Source organism: Sporosarcina koreensis (assembly GCF_001531445.1).
Lineage (GTDB): Bacteria > Bacillota > Bacilli > Bacillales_A > Planococcaceae > Sporosarcina > Sporosarcina koreensis_C.
The window spans coordinates 2446-18005 of sequence record NZ_LQYA01000251.1 but is presented as its reverse complement, the minus strand read 5'-3'; the positions used below and the strand labels follow the sequence as shown (position 1 = coordinate 18005).

The following is a 15560-nucleotide window of genomic DNA, read 5'->3' as shown; positions in this document are numbered from 1 at the left end:
ACCGAAAGACGCAACTCGACTGGAACTTTCGTATTACGGATTATCCGAAAACGATTTGCAGTCCATGCCAGCCTCCTTATTCGTAAAGAATCCACCCGCTCATGTGAAAAGCGGACTGGATGCAGTAAACTATCTGAAATCATTGTACACAGGGAAAATCGCTTATGAATTCTCCCATGTAATTGATGAAGAAGAACGAACTTGGATCCAATCAAAAATCGAAAACGGTGAAATAACCGTGCAGCTTTCCGAGAATGATAAAAAAGCTTTGCTAGAACGCCTTACGAAGGTCGAGGGCTTTGAAAAATTCATTCATCGTACATTTGTAGGGGCAAAGCGGTTTTCCATTGAAGGTCTTGACTCGTTAGTCGTCCTCATTGATGAATTGGTACGCCGTTCCGAAGCTGACAAAGTGAAGAAGATCTTGATTGGCATGGCCCACCGGGGACGTTTGAATGTATTGACCCATATTTTGAATAAACCTTATGAAATGATGTTCGCTGAATTTGCTGGCGTCCCTTCCGATCCATTTCTACCTGAAGATGGATCACTAGCGACGACACATGGCTGGTTCGGTGATGTAAAATACCATATGGGGGCCCTTTATAAAGCTCCTTCAGGAACTGAACGGTTCTTGGCTTACAACCCCTCGCACTTGGAAGTTGTCAATCCAGTAGTGGCAGGCCAGACCCGTGCTGCCCAAGAAACGACAAACCATGAGGGCTTGCCTGAGCAAGATATGAAAGCGGCTTACGCAATCATGATCCATGGAGATGCAGCTTTCCCTGGACAGGGAATTGTTCCTGAAACGTTCAACTATAGCCGTGTCCGTGGATACAAAACTGGCGGTTCAATCCACATTATCGCCAATAATACGATCGGCTTTACAACTGAATTCTACGATTCAAGATCAACTCATTATTCTTCTGATCCTGCTAAAGGATTCGAAGTGCCGGTGTTGCATGTCAATGCTGACAGCCCGGAAGATGTAATTGCTGCTGCAGCATTTGCCTTCGAGTACCGTCAGAAGTTCGGCAAGGATATTTTAATAGACTTGATTGGGTACCGCCGTTACGGGCACAATGAAATGGATGAACCGCTAGTGACAAACCCGATGATGTACCACACGATTCATAAGCACCCGACTGCACGCCAGATCTACGGATCAAAGCTTGTTGAGGCGAACATCCTGAAAAACGAGGATGTCGAAAAGTTGGATGCAGACATCTTTGCGATGATGCAAGCTGCATACGACAAAGTGAAGGAGGATTCCTCTAAAGCAAAAGACAGATCCAATGCAACGCCTGATGCTGTCATGGCAGGATATCCGAGAGATCTTGAAACAGGTATAGACCAGGAAAGATTGCAGCGGATGAACGAAGAACTTCTCTCCTATCCGGAAGATTTCACTGTCTTCAGTAAGCTGGATCGTATTTTGAAGCGTCGTGAAGAACCGTTTAAAGGAAAAGGGAAAGTGGACTGGGCTCATGCTGAGCAGCTCGCATTCGGTTCCATCCTACAAGACGGAAAACCTATCCGTATAACGGGCCAAGACGTCCAAAGGGGTACTTTCGCTCATCGTCATCTTGTATTGCACGACGAAAAAACTGGTGAAGAATTTGTTCCACTTCATCATATTAGCGACTCGAACGCTGCATTTGTCGCTTACAACAGCCCATTAACTGAATTTGCCGTCGTTGGTTATGAATTTGGCTATAACTTGGAGAAAGACCAAGCTCTGTCGATTTGGGAAGCCCAATACGGTGACTTCGCGAATATGGCACAAGTGATGTTCGACCAATTCATTTCTTCCAGCCACTCAAAATGGGGACAGCAGTCAGGTATGGTCATTCTACTGCCACACGCGTACGAAGGCCAAGGACCTGAACACTCAAGTGCACGTCTGGAAAGATATTTACAACTGAGTGCGGAGAACAACTGGACAGTTGCGAACATTTCAAGCGCAGCGAACTATTTCCATGTATTGCGCAGACAGGCGATGATGCTTGGAACAGAAGTGGAACGGCCACTCGTCATCGTATCACCAAAATCACTTCTTCGTCACCCATTGGTTGGTGCTGATGTAAGCGACTTAGCGGAAGGCCATTTCCAAACTGTACTGGAGCAGCCTGGAACAGGCCAAAATCCAGACAAAGTGAAAAAGATCCTATTCGCAAGCGGTAAAATGGCGATCGATCTTGCTGAGAAAGTGAAAGATGGAGAAGGCTTTGATCACTTGCATATTGTGCGTGTGGAACAGCTTTATCCGTTCCCATCCGATAAAATTGCAGAAATCGTGGCTCGCTATCCAAAAGCGAAGGAACTCGTCTGGGTTCAAGAAGAGCCTAAAAACATGGGATCTTGGTCATTTGCTTTGGAATACCTGCTGGAAATCGCAGGGAATAAGAAATCAGTTTCCTACGTAGGCCGTATACATCGTGCCAGTCCATCAGAAGGAAATGGGGAAGCCCACAAAGCAGAGCAACAACGCATCATCGAAGAAGCTTTGAAAAAATAAATGCACATGAATAAAAGAGATTTGTTACCACCGTTGAAACGGTAGAACAGAGGAGGAATTTATTGTGGCTGAAATCAAAGTACCTGAACTTGCAGAATCGATTACTGAAGGAACAATTGCAAAGTGGTTGAAACAACCCGGTGAAAGTGTTGACAAAGGCGAATTTATCGTTGAATTGGAAACGGATAAAGTAAACGTGGAGGTCATCTCCGAAGAAGCAGGAGTCATCCAAGAACTTCTAGCTGCTGAAGGTGACACAGTTGAAGTCGGTCAAGTCATCGCAGTAGTTGGTGAAGGTTCCGGAGCGCCAGCTCAACCTGCTGCACCGGCACCTAAAGCAGAGGAGACTCCTGCAGCACCTGCACAACAAGAAACGGCAACTGCTCAATCAACTGAACAGACTTCTTCCGACCGTACGATTGCGAGCCCTGCCGCTAGAAAACTAGCACGTGAAAAAGGCATCGATCTTGCTGCTGTTTCACCTGTAGATCCAATGGGCCGCGTCCGTGCACAAGATGTTTCGGCACATGGTACAGCAGCTCCTAAAGCATCGGCTGCACCAGCTGCTCCAGCTAAAGCCACAGCTGCACCGGTTGAAGATGGCCGTGAAACGCGTGAAAAAATGACGCGCCGCCGCCAAACGATTGCTAAGCGTCTATTGGAAGTTAGACAATCGACTGCCATGCTGACAACATTCAATGAAATCGATATGACTGCAGTGATGGAACTCCGTTCACGTAAAAAAGACGAGTTCTATGACAAGAACGACGTCCGTCTTGGGTTCATGTCATTCTTTACAAAAGCGGTCGTTGCTGCCCTTAAAAAATACCCATACGTCAACTCAGAAATCGATGGCGATGAAATCATTCTGAAGCATTACTACGATGTAGGTATCGCTGTTTCTACTGAAGGCGGATTGGTTGTACCGATTGTCCGTGATGCAGACCGCAAGAATTTCGCCGAGATCGAATCTACAATCGGGGAACTTGCAGGTAAAGCGAGAGACAATAAGTTGACGATTGGAGATATGTCCGGCGGATCATTCACGATTACAAACGGCGGCGTATTCGGGTCATTGTTCTCTACACCGATCTTAAACGGTACTCAAGTGGGTATCCTAGGAATGCACACAATCCAAAAACGCCCTGTCGCTGTTGGCGATAATGTGGAAATTCGTCCGATGATGTATATTGCATTGTCTTATGATCACCGTGTGATCGATGGAAAAGACTCAGTCGGCTTCTTGAAAATGGTCAAGGAACTGATTGAAAACCCTGAAGATCTTCTATTAGGATCTTGATTACTTCCTAACTGAAAAAAGCCCGAGAATCCTCGGGCTTTTTCAAATTACTGCAATTGGATGGTGAGTTAAATGTCTTTTAAAGAATGGACGACTGCTCCGACGCTTCGGAAAGTCGTGTGCAAGCATGCGGATGCTGAAAAATATGTCGTTACCGATTGTTTAACCCCGGGTAAAGAATATGAAGTGAAGAACGAGACAGACGAATTCATTTTCATCGTGGATAATACCGGTAAAGTCGGCGGCTTTTACAAAACGTATTTTGAATGATGTTATGCCCGATGCCAACGTTAACGGCATCGGGCATTTTTTAGGAGGTCTAACCGATGAAAGAAGTTATTTTAATGGAAAGAAACAAAAGGCTGGCAAGTCAATCCCTAAAAGATGATGAATCGTTAATCCAAGAAGGCGGCTATATTTCCCCGACACCCGATCTTTGGGAAGATATCCTTGTTGGCGTCGTATTGAAGAAGCCTGTTCTTTTAAAAGGTCCTTCCGGCTCCGGTAAAACGAAGCTTGCGCAAAGCATCTCCCATTTCTTCAACCAGCCGATGCACAGCGTGAACTGTTCAGTCGACTTGGATGCGGAGTCATTATTAGGATTTAAAACAATCAATGCAACAAGCGGACAATCCATCATTGAATTTGTAGAAGGCCCGGTCGTTCAGGCGATGAAAAAAGGCCATATTCTGTATATAGATGAAATCAACATGGCGAAGCCGGAGACGCTGCCCATCTTGCATAGTGTCCTTGACCACCGAAGAATGCTGACAAACCCCTTCACAGGCGAAGTTATCCATGCACATCCCGATTTTACAGTGATTGCGGCAATAAACGAAGGATATGTCGGAACATCTCCAATGAATGAGGCATTGAAGAATCGCTTCATTTCATTTTCAATTCCGTATTTGACCGGTGATCAATTACGGGAAATCATCCAAACTCTTTTTCCACAAGCTGATTCGGCATTGGTCCAAACATTTTTGAACATCAATGAAGATTTGCGAAAGCAAGTGATGAACGGTTTACTATCTGAAGAAGCCGCGTCCGTCAGAAGTCTATTGGATGCGATCGCGCTCGCGGAGCATATGCCCGTCAGACGGGCAATCCGGTACGCGATTGCGGAAAAGCTTGAAGACAGGATGGAAAGGGATTTAGTCATGGAATTAGTGGAAACATGGGTGAAGTGAGGCGAAAGCAATGGTTAAATTAAATCGATTCATTCAATTCAATGATGAAACAATCGATGCTAATTTACTTTTACTTTACGAACGTGTTGGCAGGGCGCTTGCAGATGCGGAATACTTGGAATTGACCGAGCGTAAACTATTCGAATTCCAGCCAAAAGAGGGCATTGTTTCGGTTAGTGTCTTTTGGAGGCATCGTTCAGAAGAAATCATGCATGCCGGACGATTAACGGATGTGTATTTATTGACGGCTGGTTTTTGGAAGTATTTTTCGGTTACGGACTGGCTTCGATACAGAAAAAAATACGAGCGCCATCATTTACGGAAGTTTGCTGAGGAACTGCTGCTCATGTTGGAGGAATTCCGGCTGATGGATGCAGTGGAAAGAGAGCGGCCGGGAACCTCCAAAGCATTTCTGGTCAGGCGGCAATTATTGCTTGGCTATCATCAAGATCAACTTCAGGCAAATTCGAATAAGGCATTCATGGCTGATGCGCTTCTGAATCAGTTATATATCGCATTGCACGAAGGACTGCTATCCGATATCCATGTCGATTGGAATTTGCCGATCAGTCAATTGATGATGATTGCAGGGTATGCGACGGATGCGAAAACAACTTCTGAAATGGCAGGGTTGGCGGAGCGTATGTTATTCATGGTGGAAGAGATCATCGAAAATGACCTTGTGCACCAATATTATGCTGTCGGAGATGCAATTTCGGAGAGAACAGCGGTGTTTCATTATCATGAAGGGATGGCAGATGCCGAAAAAGGGGAAGAGGAACCAAAGGAAACGATTGAAGAAATCTTCCGTACGTGGCACCGTGAAAATGAAAACGAATCGGGCGTGCATCTTGAATACGAGTTGGAGCATGGCCGGGCAGGCAGGGCAGGCGGCGACAATTCCACTGAGGGCAATGAAAACGCAGAAATACAAGAGACGGGCATCGGGCATTCGGAGGGGAATGAAAGCAGCAAATGGTCAGATGAAGAGCGCAGCGATATGGGGAAGAAATCGGAACGCAAAACGGCAGGGCGTGATTTCGGCAAGGAGCATGTCAATGTCGTATACGAAGAGCAAGCAATTGAAGCGAGCCGGAACGTGGAAAACCTCGCTAAGCTGGTAACATGGCGTGAGGAGCAAAAACCCCATGTCCGATCCTTTGTCGAGGAAATGAAGAAGCGCATCGAATTGAAAGAGGATGCCAGAAGAACCCGTTTGATGAAGGGGAGATTATCGACGAAATTGACGACGCTGCTAGTGGATGAACGTCCTCGTCCTTTTTATCGGAAAAACATCCCTTCGGATAAACTGGACGCTGTTTTCGGATTGCTTGTTGACGGTTCTGCATCGATGATGGATAAACTGGATGAGACGAAAAAAGCTGTCTTGCTCTTCCATGATGTATTAAGGGAGCTTTCTGTCCAGCATGAAATCTCCTCTTATTTCGAAGATGCCAATTATGCAACGAAAGATATCCAGCCAAATGTGTTTGGTGTAATGCATACATTTGAAGATGAACGGAAAGATGACGGCTTGAAGATTCTTTCGTTTGAGACGAATGAGGATAATCGTGACGGGTTTGCTATTAGATGGGCGATGCGTCGGTTACTGATCAGACCCGAAAAGCATAAGTTCCTGCTTGTCTTTTCGGATGGCGAACCATCTGCATTCGGATATGATCGAAATGGAATTCTTGATACGAGGGAAGCGGTGTTGGAAGCCGAGAAAAAAGGTGTCTCGGTCATTCATTTATTTCTGTCGTCGGACGAGCCGACGGATGATCAACGGGCGCTGTTTTCGATGATGTTCGGGAACAAATCCGCATCGTCAGAGTCTGTTGAGCAATTCACCGACCAGACGTTACGAATTTTGAGGAAACTGCTGGCGATAGTCGTAGGATGAGAGTAAGAAAAAAACCGCTCTAGGGCGGTTTTTTAATTGCATTTTATAATGGACGATTCGGAGATTGTGTTTTTTCATGTACGGCAAGAAGACGTTGTTTCAATTCTTCTTCCATTCGAGCGATTTCCACTTCCGCTGCTTTTCGTTTCGCACGTCCGTCCGCTTGGATGACAAGCGTTTCTTCGATTGTTTGAATCAAGTTTTCTTGTGTTTTCTTTAATGTGTCGATTTCGACAATGCCGCGTTCGTTTTCTTTCGCAGTTTCAATCGAGTTCACTTTCAACATTTCCGAGTTCTTTAAAAGAAGATCATTCGTCGTTTTTGTCACGAGACGCTGTGATTCGACTGCTTTGCGCTGCCTATTCAGAGTCAATGCTATAGCGATTTGGTTCTTCCATAACGGAATGGAAGTCATGATGGAAGATTGGATCTTCTCTGCAAGCGTCTGGTTTGTCTGTTGGATCATTCTTATTTGTGGTGCACTTTGAATCGTAATCTGTCTTGAAAGCTGAAGATCGTATAGACGTTTTTCCAACCGATCAAGGAATTGCCCCATATCGTTCACTTCTTGGAATGCCATTTGGTCATTCGAAAGTTCTGCTTTCCTTTGCATTTCAGGGATGATGACGTTCGCAATTTCGTCCCGTTTCAGTTCCGCGGCTGCAATATAGACATTCAGCGCCTGGAAGTAAGTCTTGTTTTGTTCGTAAAGGCTATCGAGCATTTGCACATCCTCGAGCAACCCGCGTTTGGAGTGCTCCAATTGGACACCGATCCGATCGATCTGTGTGCTTAGTTTCTGGTATTTTGTCATCATTTCTTGGATAGACCTTTTCGCTTTTCCGAAAAGGCGGCTCAGTCCGGATTTTTTCTTCTCGGTCAAGTCTTCAGGGTCAATTTCCGATAGCTTGCCCATTAAATCGCTTAACACATCTCCGACAGGGCCGATATCCTTGCTTTGAACATGATCCAACATTTTATGGGAAAAACTTGATAATTGGTTTTGTGCATTGGCGCCATATGTGATGATAGCTTCATAATTGCCTACTGGAATTTGATCGGCCAGCTGTTTCGCTTTTTCCTGTTCTTCTGGTGACAGGCGATCGAGCAGTTTCACTGCCACTTTGCCAGTGCTTTGTTCCGTCTGCATTTCTTTCGGCAAGAGCGGTTCGTTCATATTAAATGGATTGTCCAAAAGGTCATCCATTGTTTTTACCTCAGAATTCGTCACGTTATTTTCCGTCATTACGCATTTCTCCTTTCATCTCAAGCAACGGTTTATTCTTTTTCATCGTCACATCCACATAGTCCAGCTCAAGCTGCAACTCTTCAATATCTGTTGCCAAGGCGCCTCGTAAATCTTGCTCCAATTGTTTGTTTACTTCAGTAAGTGTTTCCCTTGTATGTTGGAGGGCGACTCTGATTTCTTGATCTTTCAGTGGTTGATTGACAAGAATCGCATATTTTGAAGTCAACTCGACAGCTGAATCGAGATGGGAATAGAAAAATCTTTCGACATGATAGAATTTCTTCGGGTTTTTACGTACTATGGTAAGAATCCTTTTTGCCAAGTTATTCATCTCGTAGACTTGTTTGAATGCCTGGACGGAACGAACCTGACCATACAACCCGTTCAATTGTTTTATTTTCGATTTGGCTTCTGTAATTTGGGTTTTAATATGCTTGTATTCCGATCTTGACATGCCAAGCTCTTTGACATTTGACGAAAGTTGTATTTGTTTTATGGTGAGATTGCCACCCAAGTAAATTGCAATCATCAGGCCGGTTGCGGCGAATGGATTCATGCCTGCAGCAAGGATCATTGTCAACCAAGAGCCGAAGCTGATTGGCGCCGCTATTAAGTGCCGTTGGAAAAACTGCTTAACTTCTTGCATCGTCTACAGGCCTCCTTATTATCTCTACCTTTATTACGTTTGAAACAATCAAAAGTTTCATCCCCTTAGTCCAATTATACCTGATTTCCCGTGGAAATACATTGTAATGAGTGTATGAATTCATTTACTTGGATAGTTTCTCTGGATTTGTTAAAATGAATCCACTCACGGCTTTTCAGTTAGGAGGAACAGTAAATGATCTACGAGGTTGTCTATATGAAAGCGGATTACGAGCCGTGGTGGATGTTCGAAGACTGGGAGAAAATGATCCAATCAAGAAGAGCCTTTACATCTGCCAAAGAGGCTTTGGAGTACTTAGATGATTTAAAAAAGGAATTTGGGGGAAAATATACGTACCAAGAGGAACGGAAAGATTGTTTTTACGCCTACTGGTCGGATTGTGAACGCATATTTTGTGAGGGGTGCGATGAAGACGTGCAAATAATCCATGGCATCATCTCCTTAGTGGACGGCAAACCAACTTCCATCAAGCCGATAAATAATTCGAATATTTGATATTGTTATATTGACAATTTCATTGGGTATGGTATAGTAGCAGTAATATAAATTGTTTTACCGAATCAGACGTATTCACGTATTACAAAAGGTGATCGGCGTTGTCGGTGCTTTTTGTAATATGTGAATTTTTTTCATGTATTAGCAAGTACAATTATTTGGAGGTAGTCACAGATGAAACAAGGTACTGTAAAATGGTTCAACTCTGAAAAAGGCTTCGGATTTATCGAAGTTGAAGGGGAAGACGATGTATTCGTACACTTCTCTGCAATCCAGGGAGACGGATTTAAAACTTTGGACGAAGGTCAACAAGTCGAGTTCGAAGTTGTAGAAGGCAATCGTGGTCTTCAAGCTGCTAACGTAGTGAAACTATAATTCGTCAGTCTAAAGAGGCGCCTAACCGGTGCCTCTTTTTATATACAAAAGCGAAGCGTTGGTAGCAACGGTCTTTGTCACGCAAGATCTTTGACTTATGACCCCGAGTATCTGGCCGCCGGAGCTAGATGATACAAAAGCGGAGGGCGCTTGCCCTGATGCCTGTAGCAATACGTATCCTATTCGGGCTTCGTGACGGACTCCAATGTTGAGGTAACAATGAAATCTTCATCCTCATTCACTGTCTCCATGATCGCTTCACGCTTCACTTCACCGAAACCTTCGACAAAGTATTTACGATTGATGAAGTCATCGCCTTTTTCTTCAATGACAAATGCATGGTCGAATGTCTTATAAGGTGTCTCGACGGTTACATCGGTTTGGACGATTTCCCATCCATCGAATGTCGTTCCAACTTCAAATGGCTTTTTTAAGTAAACGCTGATCGGTTCCATTGCTTCAATCTCTTGCAAGGAAGGGAAGTCCTCATTCAAATCCACGGCTTTCTGTTCCATCGTCAAAATCTGATCTTTTTCAATCCTGTAAATATGTCTGATCAAAGTCCCGCCATTATTTTCATGGAGTATTACATAATCCTGATAGGGGTGGGCAAAGTCAATGTCCAATTCTGCAAATTCATTTCCCTCTCCTTTAAATTGTGCGTTTGATCCAGCAGGAAGGAAGTAGTCAAGTAAGGTTTGCTCGTTTTGATCCGGTTTTTTGGTCGATTCCTCAGCGTTCCCTTTCTGTCCGTTCGGATTCGTCGATTCACCGCTATTTCCGGAATTGTTCAAGCTCGTTGTTTTGTTCGTACAACCGGAAGCGATCAATGCAATCAATAAGATTGGAAAAAATATGGATATCCTTTTCATCCGCTACACACTCCTTTCCGGTAGTATTGCCGTTAAGATGATGAATATCCTTATATTATTTCATAACCGATATTGATTTTTCGAAACAAAAAACCGTCTTCCACAAAAGGAAAACGGTTCTATTCTTAGTTAGAAACAGCTTGCTGGTCTTTCCACTCCAAATATTCATCATACTGCATCATTTTATCGAAAATTGTTCCGTCTTCACGAATTTCAATGATTCGATTCGCGACTGTCTGAATGAATTGCTGGTCATGAGAAGTGAAGAGCATTGCGCCTTTGAAAGCGATCAGGCCGTTATTCAACGCTTGGATCGATTCCAAATCCAAGTGGTTCATCGGCTCATCCAACAAGAGGACGTTGGCATTATTCAACATCATTTTGGAAAGCATGCAACGGACTTTTTCTCCACCTGATAACACGGAAGGTTTCTTTTTAACTTCTTCGCCAGAAAATAGCATTCGACCAAGGAAGCCGCGTAAAAACGTTTCTGTCTGATCTTCCGGTGAATACTGACGCAGCCATTCCACCAATGACGTTTCAGATCCCTCGAAATACTCGCTGTTATCAAGAGGGAAGTAGGAACGGGAAGTCGTAACACCCCATTTGAAGCTTCCTGCATCCGGCTCAGCCTCTTCAGCAAGGATTTCCAACAATGCCGTTTTAGCGAGTGGGTTGCCCAAAAGAATGATCTTATCCTCTTTATTCATCGTAAAAGTGACGTCTTTTAACATGACTTTGCCGTCTTGTGTTTTAGACAGATCTTTTACGCTGAGTACATCATTGCCGATTTCACGCCCGATTTGGAAGTTGACGAACGGATATCTGCGTGAAGAAGGCTTGATATCATCCAATTCGATTTTTTCAAGCGCTTTTTTACGTGAAGTTGCTTGTTTCGATTTGGAGGCATTCGCACTGAAACGAGCGACGAAAGCTTGCAATTCCTTGATCTTTTCTTCTTTTTTCTTGTTTTGGTCTTGCGCCATTCTTAGTGCCAATTGGCTGGACTCATACCAGAAATCGTAGTTTCCTGGGTACAGCTGGATCTTCGAGAAGTCAAGGTCTGCAATTTGCGTACAAACCTTATTTAGGAAGTGACGGTCATGGGAAACAACAATGACCGTATTCTCAAAATTAATGAGGAATTCTTCCAGCCATTGGATCGCTTTCAAGTCCAAGTGGTTCGTCGGCTCATCCAATAGCAAAACATCAGGTTTTCCGAATAGCGCTTGTGCAAGAAGCACTTTCACTTTTTCCGAACCGCTCAGCTCGGACATTTTCACATGATGAAGACTTTCCGGAATTCCTAATCCTTGAAGAAGGATGGCTGCTTCCGATTCAGCCTCCCAACCATTCAATTCAGCGAATTCTCCTTCAAGTTCAGCTGCGCGCATGCCATCCTCGTCAGAAAAATCCTCTTTCATATATATGGCATTTTTCTCGGTCATAATATCGTATAGACGCTGATGTCCACGGATGACCGTGTCGAGTACTTCATTTTCCTCATACTCAAAATGGTTTTGCTTCAGGACTGCCAAGCGCTCATCTTTGTTCATGATGACGTTGCCCGTTTGAGGGTCCAGTTCGCCTGACAAAATTTTAAGGAATGTCGATTTACCGGCGCCATTTGCTCCGATCAATCCATAACAATGACCAGGGTTGAACTGTATATTCACATCTTCAAACAGTTTGCGGTCACCGAATTGAAGACTTACATTACTGACTGCTATCATAAAAAATCCTCCTAAATTCACAATGCTCCTATTATAACATGGATTCTTTCAGGAGTGGTATGGGTTCGATTCGTTTCTTCCACTTTTTCCGCACTTTTCGTGTATCATTGATAGGGAAGTTTTCCTGCATCCTGTACTTCCATTCTACCTTCGTATCATTTCCACAAAAAAATCCCCGTACTGGGGGATCAACATTTAAAAACGCTCCGTTGCCGATAAGTGTCCAATAAGCATAGCTCTTTATTCAATAAATATTCCATCCGCACATAGTCCTTTTTCGCCGGGATTGCATGCTTATCCAATCCGGACATGGAAAACAGGAAATAATAATCCTTCACTTTCCGGAAAATGAAAACAGTGTGGGGGAACTCATCAAAAATACATTTTACTTGATACTTCCGAGTATATTCCCAATGGAGAAGCCTCATGCACATCTTCCTTTCAAGACTATTGTAGTTGTAAATGGGAAAGAATACAAGTTCGGAAGATTAGTTAAAAAGGAGTTTGTGAATGTCACAACGTACTTTGAATCATAGCGTCATTTTGCTTCTTATCACTATTTTTATTGTATCGGTCAATATGAGGCCGGCTATAACATCCATCGGACCGATGCTTGATATTATACGGGACGATCTTTCATTGACAAATGCACAAGTGAGCCTTTTGACGGCCTTGCCGGTTTTCTGCATGGGGCTGTTCGCATCAATGGCACCTGTTCTGAATCGGAGGCTGGGTTTGAATCGTTCTATGTATCTCATGCTGTTTGCCATTGGCTTTATGACCATGCTAAGGGGCTTCTATTCGAATTACGCTTTGTTGATCATATCCGCAATTTTTATCGGAATTGCAATTGCTATCATGGGACCACTTCTTTCCGCAATGATTAAACAAAATTTCCCTGAACGATCGACGAGCGTGATCGGTGTCTATTCATTCGGCATGGGAGTCGGTTCCTCATTGGGAGCAGGTCTTACTGCTATATTTTTTGAATCTACCGAATCATACTCATTTTCACTTGGAATTTGGGCAGTTTTAACGATTGTCGGTATTTTGTTTTGGAAACTATCAATGAAGGGGAACATCCGTGTCCGCCAGCAGGAAACAGTCATAACGGAACAGAGGAAAACTGGTGCCGTCTCTCCATGGCGTCAAAAAAAAGCTTGGCTGCATCTGCTCTTTTTTGGATTACAGGCGTCCAGTTTCTTTTGCATCATTACGTGGATTGTGCCGGTAGTTACAGACGCAGGAATGTCTCTTGTGCAAGCGAGTATGCTCTTGAGTCTGATGATGACTATCCAGATTGTATTGAATCTCCTATTTCCGCTTCTTTATGAACGTTTTCCAAAAAGGAAATTCTGGCTCTTTCTGTTTTTAACGATGGGGTTAATTGCAATCGCGCTGTTAGGAAGTGGGATCAGTACCCTTATGTGGGCGAGTGCATTTTTCATGGCCATCCCGCTTGCAGGATTGTTTCCGATCGCATTATTATTTCCATTGGATGCCACTGAAACGGCTGAAGATACCAATACATGGACCGCTATGATGCAAACGGGCGGCTATCTCATCGCAGGTTTTTTGCCGTTACTGATTGCATTATTATACGATTGGACCAGCAATCATCATTACACATTGCTGATACTTGCGGGATTGTTCGTTGCGATGATCGGTCTGACGTTCTTGATCGGTGAACGGGAGACAAAAGTAGAATAGGGATTATCTCCCCAAACCGTAGGCGAATTCCAAAAAATGGTTTTTGCCTACGGTTTTTTTCTAATAAAATAGATAAAATACTAGGAATGTTGATTTTCGCTACGGGCGGGCGCTTTCCGCGCGCACGGCTTCAGCCAATCGAACAGCGCAGGGTTCGATTTGCCGTATTTCTGCGTTTTTTGCAGAAATTAAGGCAGCCTACAATATCCTGCTCGCAAACGCCGTTCGCTGTTCCCGCTGGAGTCGCCGCGCTTCGCTCAAATCAACGGTGTCTGCTATAACTAGGTGAGTATACATATGATGAATATAAACACAACAGGCAGTACACTTCATTCACTTAATATTAATTGAAGAATATAATTCTTACGTATTTTAAGGTGAAATCTTGAACAAATAAAAATGTCAACCATCCAAATACTCCTAAACCTATAGATATAAATAGATGAATTGAATTTTGTAAAGAAATATAAACAATTACTAACAAAACCGCAGTTGCAGGAAACCCCCAAAGTACCCCTAGTGCAAACTTGCTTAATGTTGCTGTTTGTTCCCCTTGAACATATAGCCATATAATGCTGAGCAAGCTTACGAGAGGAAGAGCAGCTATTATTCCTCCATATGAAGGAAATCTTCTTGAAATCTCTGTAACAACACCGATAACGATTGCTGAAGCAATTATTTTTGTTATTACATACATTGTTTTGCTCGCTCACTTAAGATTTTTAGGGCTTGTTCCACTATATTCTTTTCATTATTATCTAGTTGATTCAAAACTTGTGCTAATTTTTCTTCATCTAGGCTTGTATTTCTGTGTAAAACTTCTTTACCAAAATCAGTTAACCAAAGGATTACTTTCCTTTCATCAAGTGGATCTCTCGTCTTTATTAAATATTTTTTCTCAATCATCCTCTTAACGTGTTCGGAGGCAGTGTTATGAGAAACTTGTATGTATGAGGCAATTTCACTTACTCCAACCTCTTTCTGTTTATCGACAAGTTGAAGAATGCGGACTACTTGATGGGAAATCTTTTCTTTATGGAGATAATGTAAATGGAAATAAATATCTGTCCAATATTCGTTTATTAGTGAAACTGTACTGTTCAAAAATACCACTCCTTTATATCTTTCATAACGATTATATCGTAATGAAAGATATAAAACAACAATTTCAATTAAGTGTATTTATTGATTTAAGGAACTCCGTTGATTGTAGCGGGAAAAGCGTCCGACTGGAGCGGAGATCAACAGTACTTTTTGATAGGCCAATTAAAATAGGGCTGTCACAGAAAGTCAGTTTCCACTTACTTTCTGGACAGCCCTATGTCTATAGTTGGAGATAAAGAATTTCTTCACCTGTTTTGTTTAAGAGACTCATTGCCAATACTCTTTTATGAATTCGTCCCGACCGGATTTAGCGCGGTCCTCTTTATAATGTTCCTGTTCTTTTTCATAATAGTCCTGGTGATAGTCCTCCGCTCGGTAAAATGTTTCCGCGGGACGGATATCTGTCACAATCGGTTTTGAAAACTTTCCACTTTCGGCAAGTTC

The 15560-nt window shown here is 43.3% G+C and carries 15 protein-coding genes; 8 read left to right on the top strand and 7 right to left on the bottom strand.

Going from position 1 to position 15560, the window contains the following annotated elements; genetic code table 11:
- The 5 genes from AWV70_RS20995 to AWV70_RS20975 form a co-directional block, all read left to right on the top strand.
- On the top strand, positions 1–2518 hold a 2518-nt coding region (locus AWV70_RS20995; protein ID WP_235588794.1), incomplete at its 5' end, for a 2-oxoglutarate dehydrogenase E1 component.
- Between the two features lie 64 nt (positions 2519–2582).
- Entirely contained in the window at positions 2583–3818 is a 1236-nt protein-coding gene (odhB, locus tag AWV70_RS20990) for a 2-oxoglutarate dehydrogenase complex dihydrolipoyllysine-residue succinyltransferase (RefSeq protein ID WP_060210439.1), read from the top strand.
- Between the two features lie 72 nt (positions 3819–3890).
- The gene (locus AWV70_RS20985) at positions 3891–4088 is read left to right on the top strand and encodes a DUF6501 family protein (protein WP_060210438.1); all 198 of its coding nucleotides are present in this window, start codon (positions 3891–3893) and stop codon (positions 4086–4088) included.
- Positions 4089–4144: 56 nt separating this feature from the next.
- Complete coding sequence (locus tag AWV70_RS20980) at positions 4145–5008, top strand: AAA family ATPase (RefSeq protein WP_060210437.1); 864 nt, start codon at positions 4145–4147, stop codon at positions 5006–5008.
- A gap of 10 nt (positions 5009–5018) precedes the next feature.
- Complete coding sequence (locus tag AWV70_RS20975; protein WP_060210436.1) at positions 5019–6911, top strand: vWA domain-containing protein; 1893 nt, start codon at positions 5019–5021, stop codon at positions 6909–6911.
- A gap of 43 nt (positions 6912–6954) precedes the next feature.
- Here AWV70_RS20975 and AWV70_RS20970 read toward each other — a convergent pair whose 3' ends face one another.
- Together AWV70_RS20970 and AWV70_RS20965 are read right to left on the bottom strand one after the other, a co-directional pair.
- Positions 6955–8157: a toxic anion resistance protein gene (locus AWV70_RS20970; RefSeq protein ID WP_060210435.1), complete on the bottom strand. Its 1203-nt coding sequence runs from the start codon at positions 8155–8157 to the stop codon at positions 6955–6957.
- Entirely contained in the window at positions 8144–8806 is a 663-nt protein-coding gene (locus tag AWV70_RS20965) for a 5-bromo-4-chloroindolyl phosphate hydrolysis family protein (RefSeq protein ID WP_060210434.1), read from the bottom strand. Before AWV70_RS20965 ends, AWV70_RS20970 begins: the two co-directional genes overlap by 14 nt.
- Before the next feature lie 195 nt (positions 8807–9001).
- On the opposite strand from AWV70_RS20965, the gene AWV70_RS20960 reads away from it, so the two are divergent.
- On the top strand, positions 9002–9322 hold the full coding sequence (locus tag AWV70_RS20960) for a DUF1033 family protein (RefSeq protein WP_060210433.1): 321 nt from the start codon (positions 9002–9004) through the stop codon (positions 9320–9322).
- A 174-nt stretch (positions 9323–9496) separates the two neighbouring features.
- On the top strand, positions 9497–9697 hold the full coding sequence (locus tag AWV70_RS20955; RefSeq protein ID WP_060210432.1) for a cold-shock protein: 201 nt from the start codon (positions 9497–9499) through the stop codon (positions 9695–9697).
- A 179-nt stretch (positions 9698–9876) separates the two neighbouring features.
- Here the strand turns inward: AWV70_RS20955 and AWV70_RS20950 are convergent, their stop codons facing one another.
- Together AWV70_RS20950 and AWV70_RS20945 are read right to left on the bottom strand one after the other, a co-directional pair.
- Positions 9877–10569, bottom strand: a complete 693-nt coding sequence (locus AWV70_RS20950) for a hypothetical protein (RefSeq protein WP_060210431.1) — start codon at positions 10567–10569, stop codon at positions 9877–9879.
- A 125-nt stretch (positions 10570–10694) separates the two neighbouring features.
- A complete protein-coding gene (locus tag AWV70_RS20945; RefSeq protein ID WP_060210430.1) occupies positions 10695–12302 on the bottom strand; it encodes an ABC-F family ATP-binding cassette domain-containing protein in 1608 nt (535 codons plus the stop codon).
- A 510-nt stretch (positions 12303–12812) separates the two neighbouring features.
- Between AWV70_RS20945 and AWV70_RS20935 the strand changes: the two genes are divergently transcribed.
- A complete protein-coding gene (locus AWV70_RS20935; protein ID WP_060210428.1) occupies positions 12813–14012 on the top strand; it encodes a CynX/NimT family MFS transporter in 1200 nt (399 codons plus the stop codon).
- 343 nt (positions 14013–14355) lie between these two features.
- Here AWV70_RS20935 and AWV70_RS20930 read toward each other — a convergent pair whose 3' ends face one another.
- From AWV70_RS20930 to AWV70_RS24945, 3 genes are all read right to left on the bottom strand, one after another.
- Entirely contained in the window at positions 14356–14709 is a 354-nt protein-coding gene (locus AWV70_RS20930) for a DUF3147 family protein (RefSeq protein ID WP_060210427.1), read from the bottom strand.
- Positions 14700–15116, bottom strand: a complete 417-nt coding sequence (locus AWV70_RS20925; protein WP_060210426.1) for a MarR family winged helix-turn-helix transcriptional regulator — start codon at positions 15114–15116, stop codon at positions 14700–14702. The genes AWV70_RS20930 and AWV70_RS20925 overlap by 10 nt, the downstream gene beginning before the upstream one ends.
- 267 nt (positions 15117–15383) lie before the next feature.
- On the bottom strand, positions 15384–15560 hold a 177-nt coding region (locus AWV70_RS24945), incomplete at its 5' end, for a peptide-methionine (S)-S-oxide reductase (RefSeq protein ID WP_235588808.1).

Excerpts from the sequence above, each read along its gene's own strand:
- AWV70_RS20930 (WP_060210427.1), bottom strand. The coding sequence starts at position 14,709 with ATGTATGTAATAACAAAAATAATTGCTTCAGCAATCGTTATCGGTGTT.
- AWV70_RS20965 (WP_060210434.1), bottom strand. The coding sequence starts at position 8,806 with ATGCAAGAAGTTAAGCAGTTTTTCCAACGGCACTTAATAGCGGCGCCA.
- AWV70_RS20970 (WP_060210435.1), bottom strand. The coding sequence starts at position 8,157 with ATGACGGAAAATAACGTGACGAATTCTGAGGTAAAAACAATGGATGAC.
- AWV70_RS20955 (WP_060210432.1), top strand. The coding sequence starts at position 9,497 with ATGAAACAAGGTACTGTAAAATGGTTCAACTCTGAAAAAGGCTTCGGA.
- AWV70_RS20935 (WP_060210428.1), top strand. The coding sequence starts at position 12,813 with ATGTCACAACGTACTTTGAATCATAGCGTCATTTTGCTTCTTATCACT.
- AWV70_RS20975 (WP_060210436.1), top strand. The coding sequence starts at position 5,019 with ATGGTTAAATTAAATCGATTCATTCAATTCAATGATGAAACAATCGAT.
- AWV70_RS20960 (WP_060210433.1), top strand. The coding sequence starts at position 9,002 with ATGATCTACGAGGTTGTCTATATGAAAGCGGATTACGAGCCGTGGTGG.
- AWV70_RS20980 (WP_060210437.1), top strand. The coding sequence starts at position 4,145 with ATGAAAGAAGTTATTTTAATGGAAAGAAACAAAAGGCTGGCAAGTCAA.
- AWV70_RS20985 (WP_060210438.1), top strand. The coding sequence starts at position 3,891 with ATGTCTTTTAAAGAATGGACGACTGCTCCGACGCTTCGGAAAGTCGTG.
- AWV70_RS20945 (WP_060210430.1), bottom strand. The coding sequence starts at position 12,302 with ATGATAGCAGTCAGTAATGTAAGTCTTCAATTCGGTGACCGCAAACTG.
- AWV70_RS20950 (WP_060210431.1), bottom strand. The coding sequence starts at position 10,569 with ATGAAAAGGATATCCATATTTTTTCCAATCTTATTGATTGCATTGATC.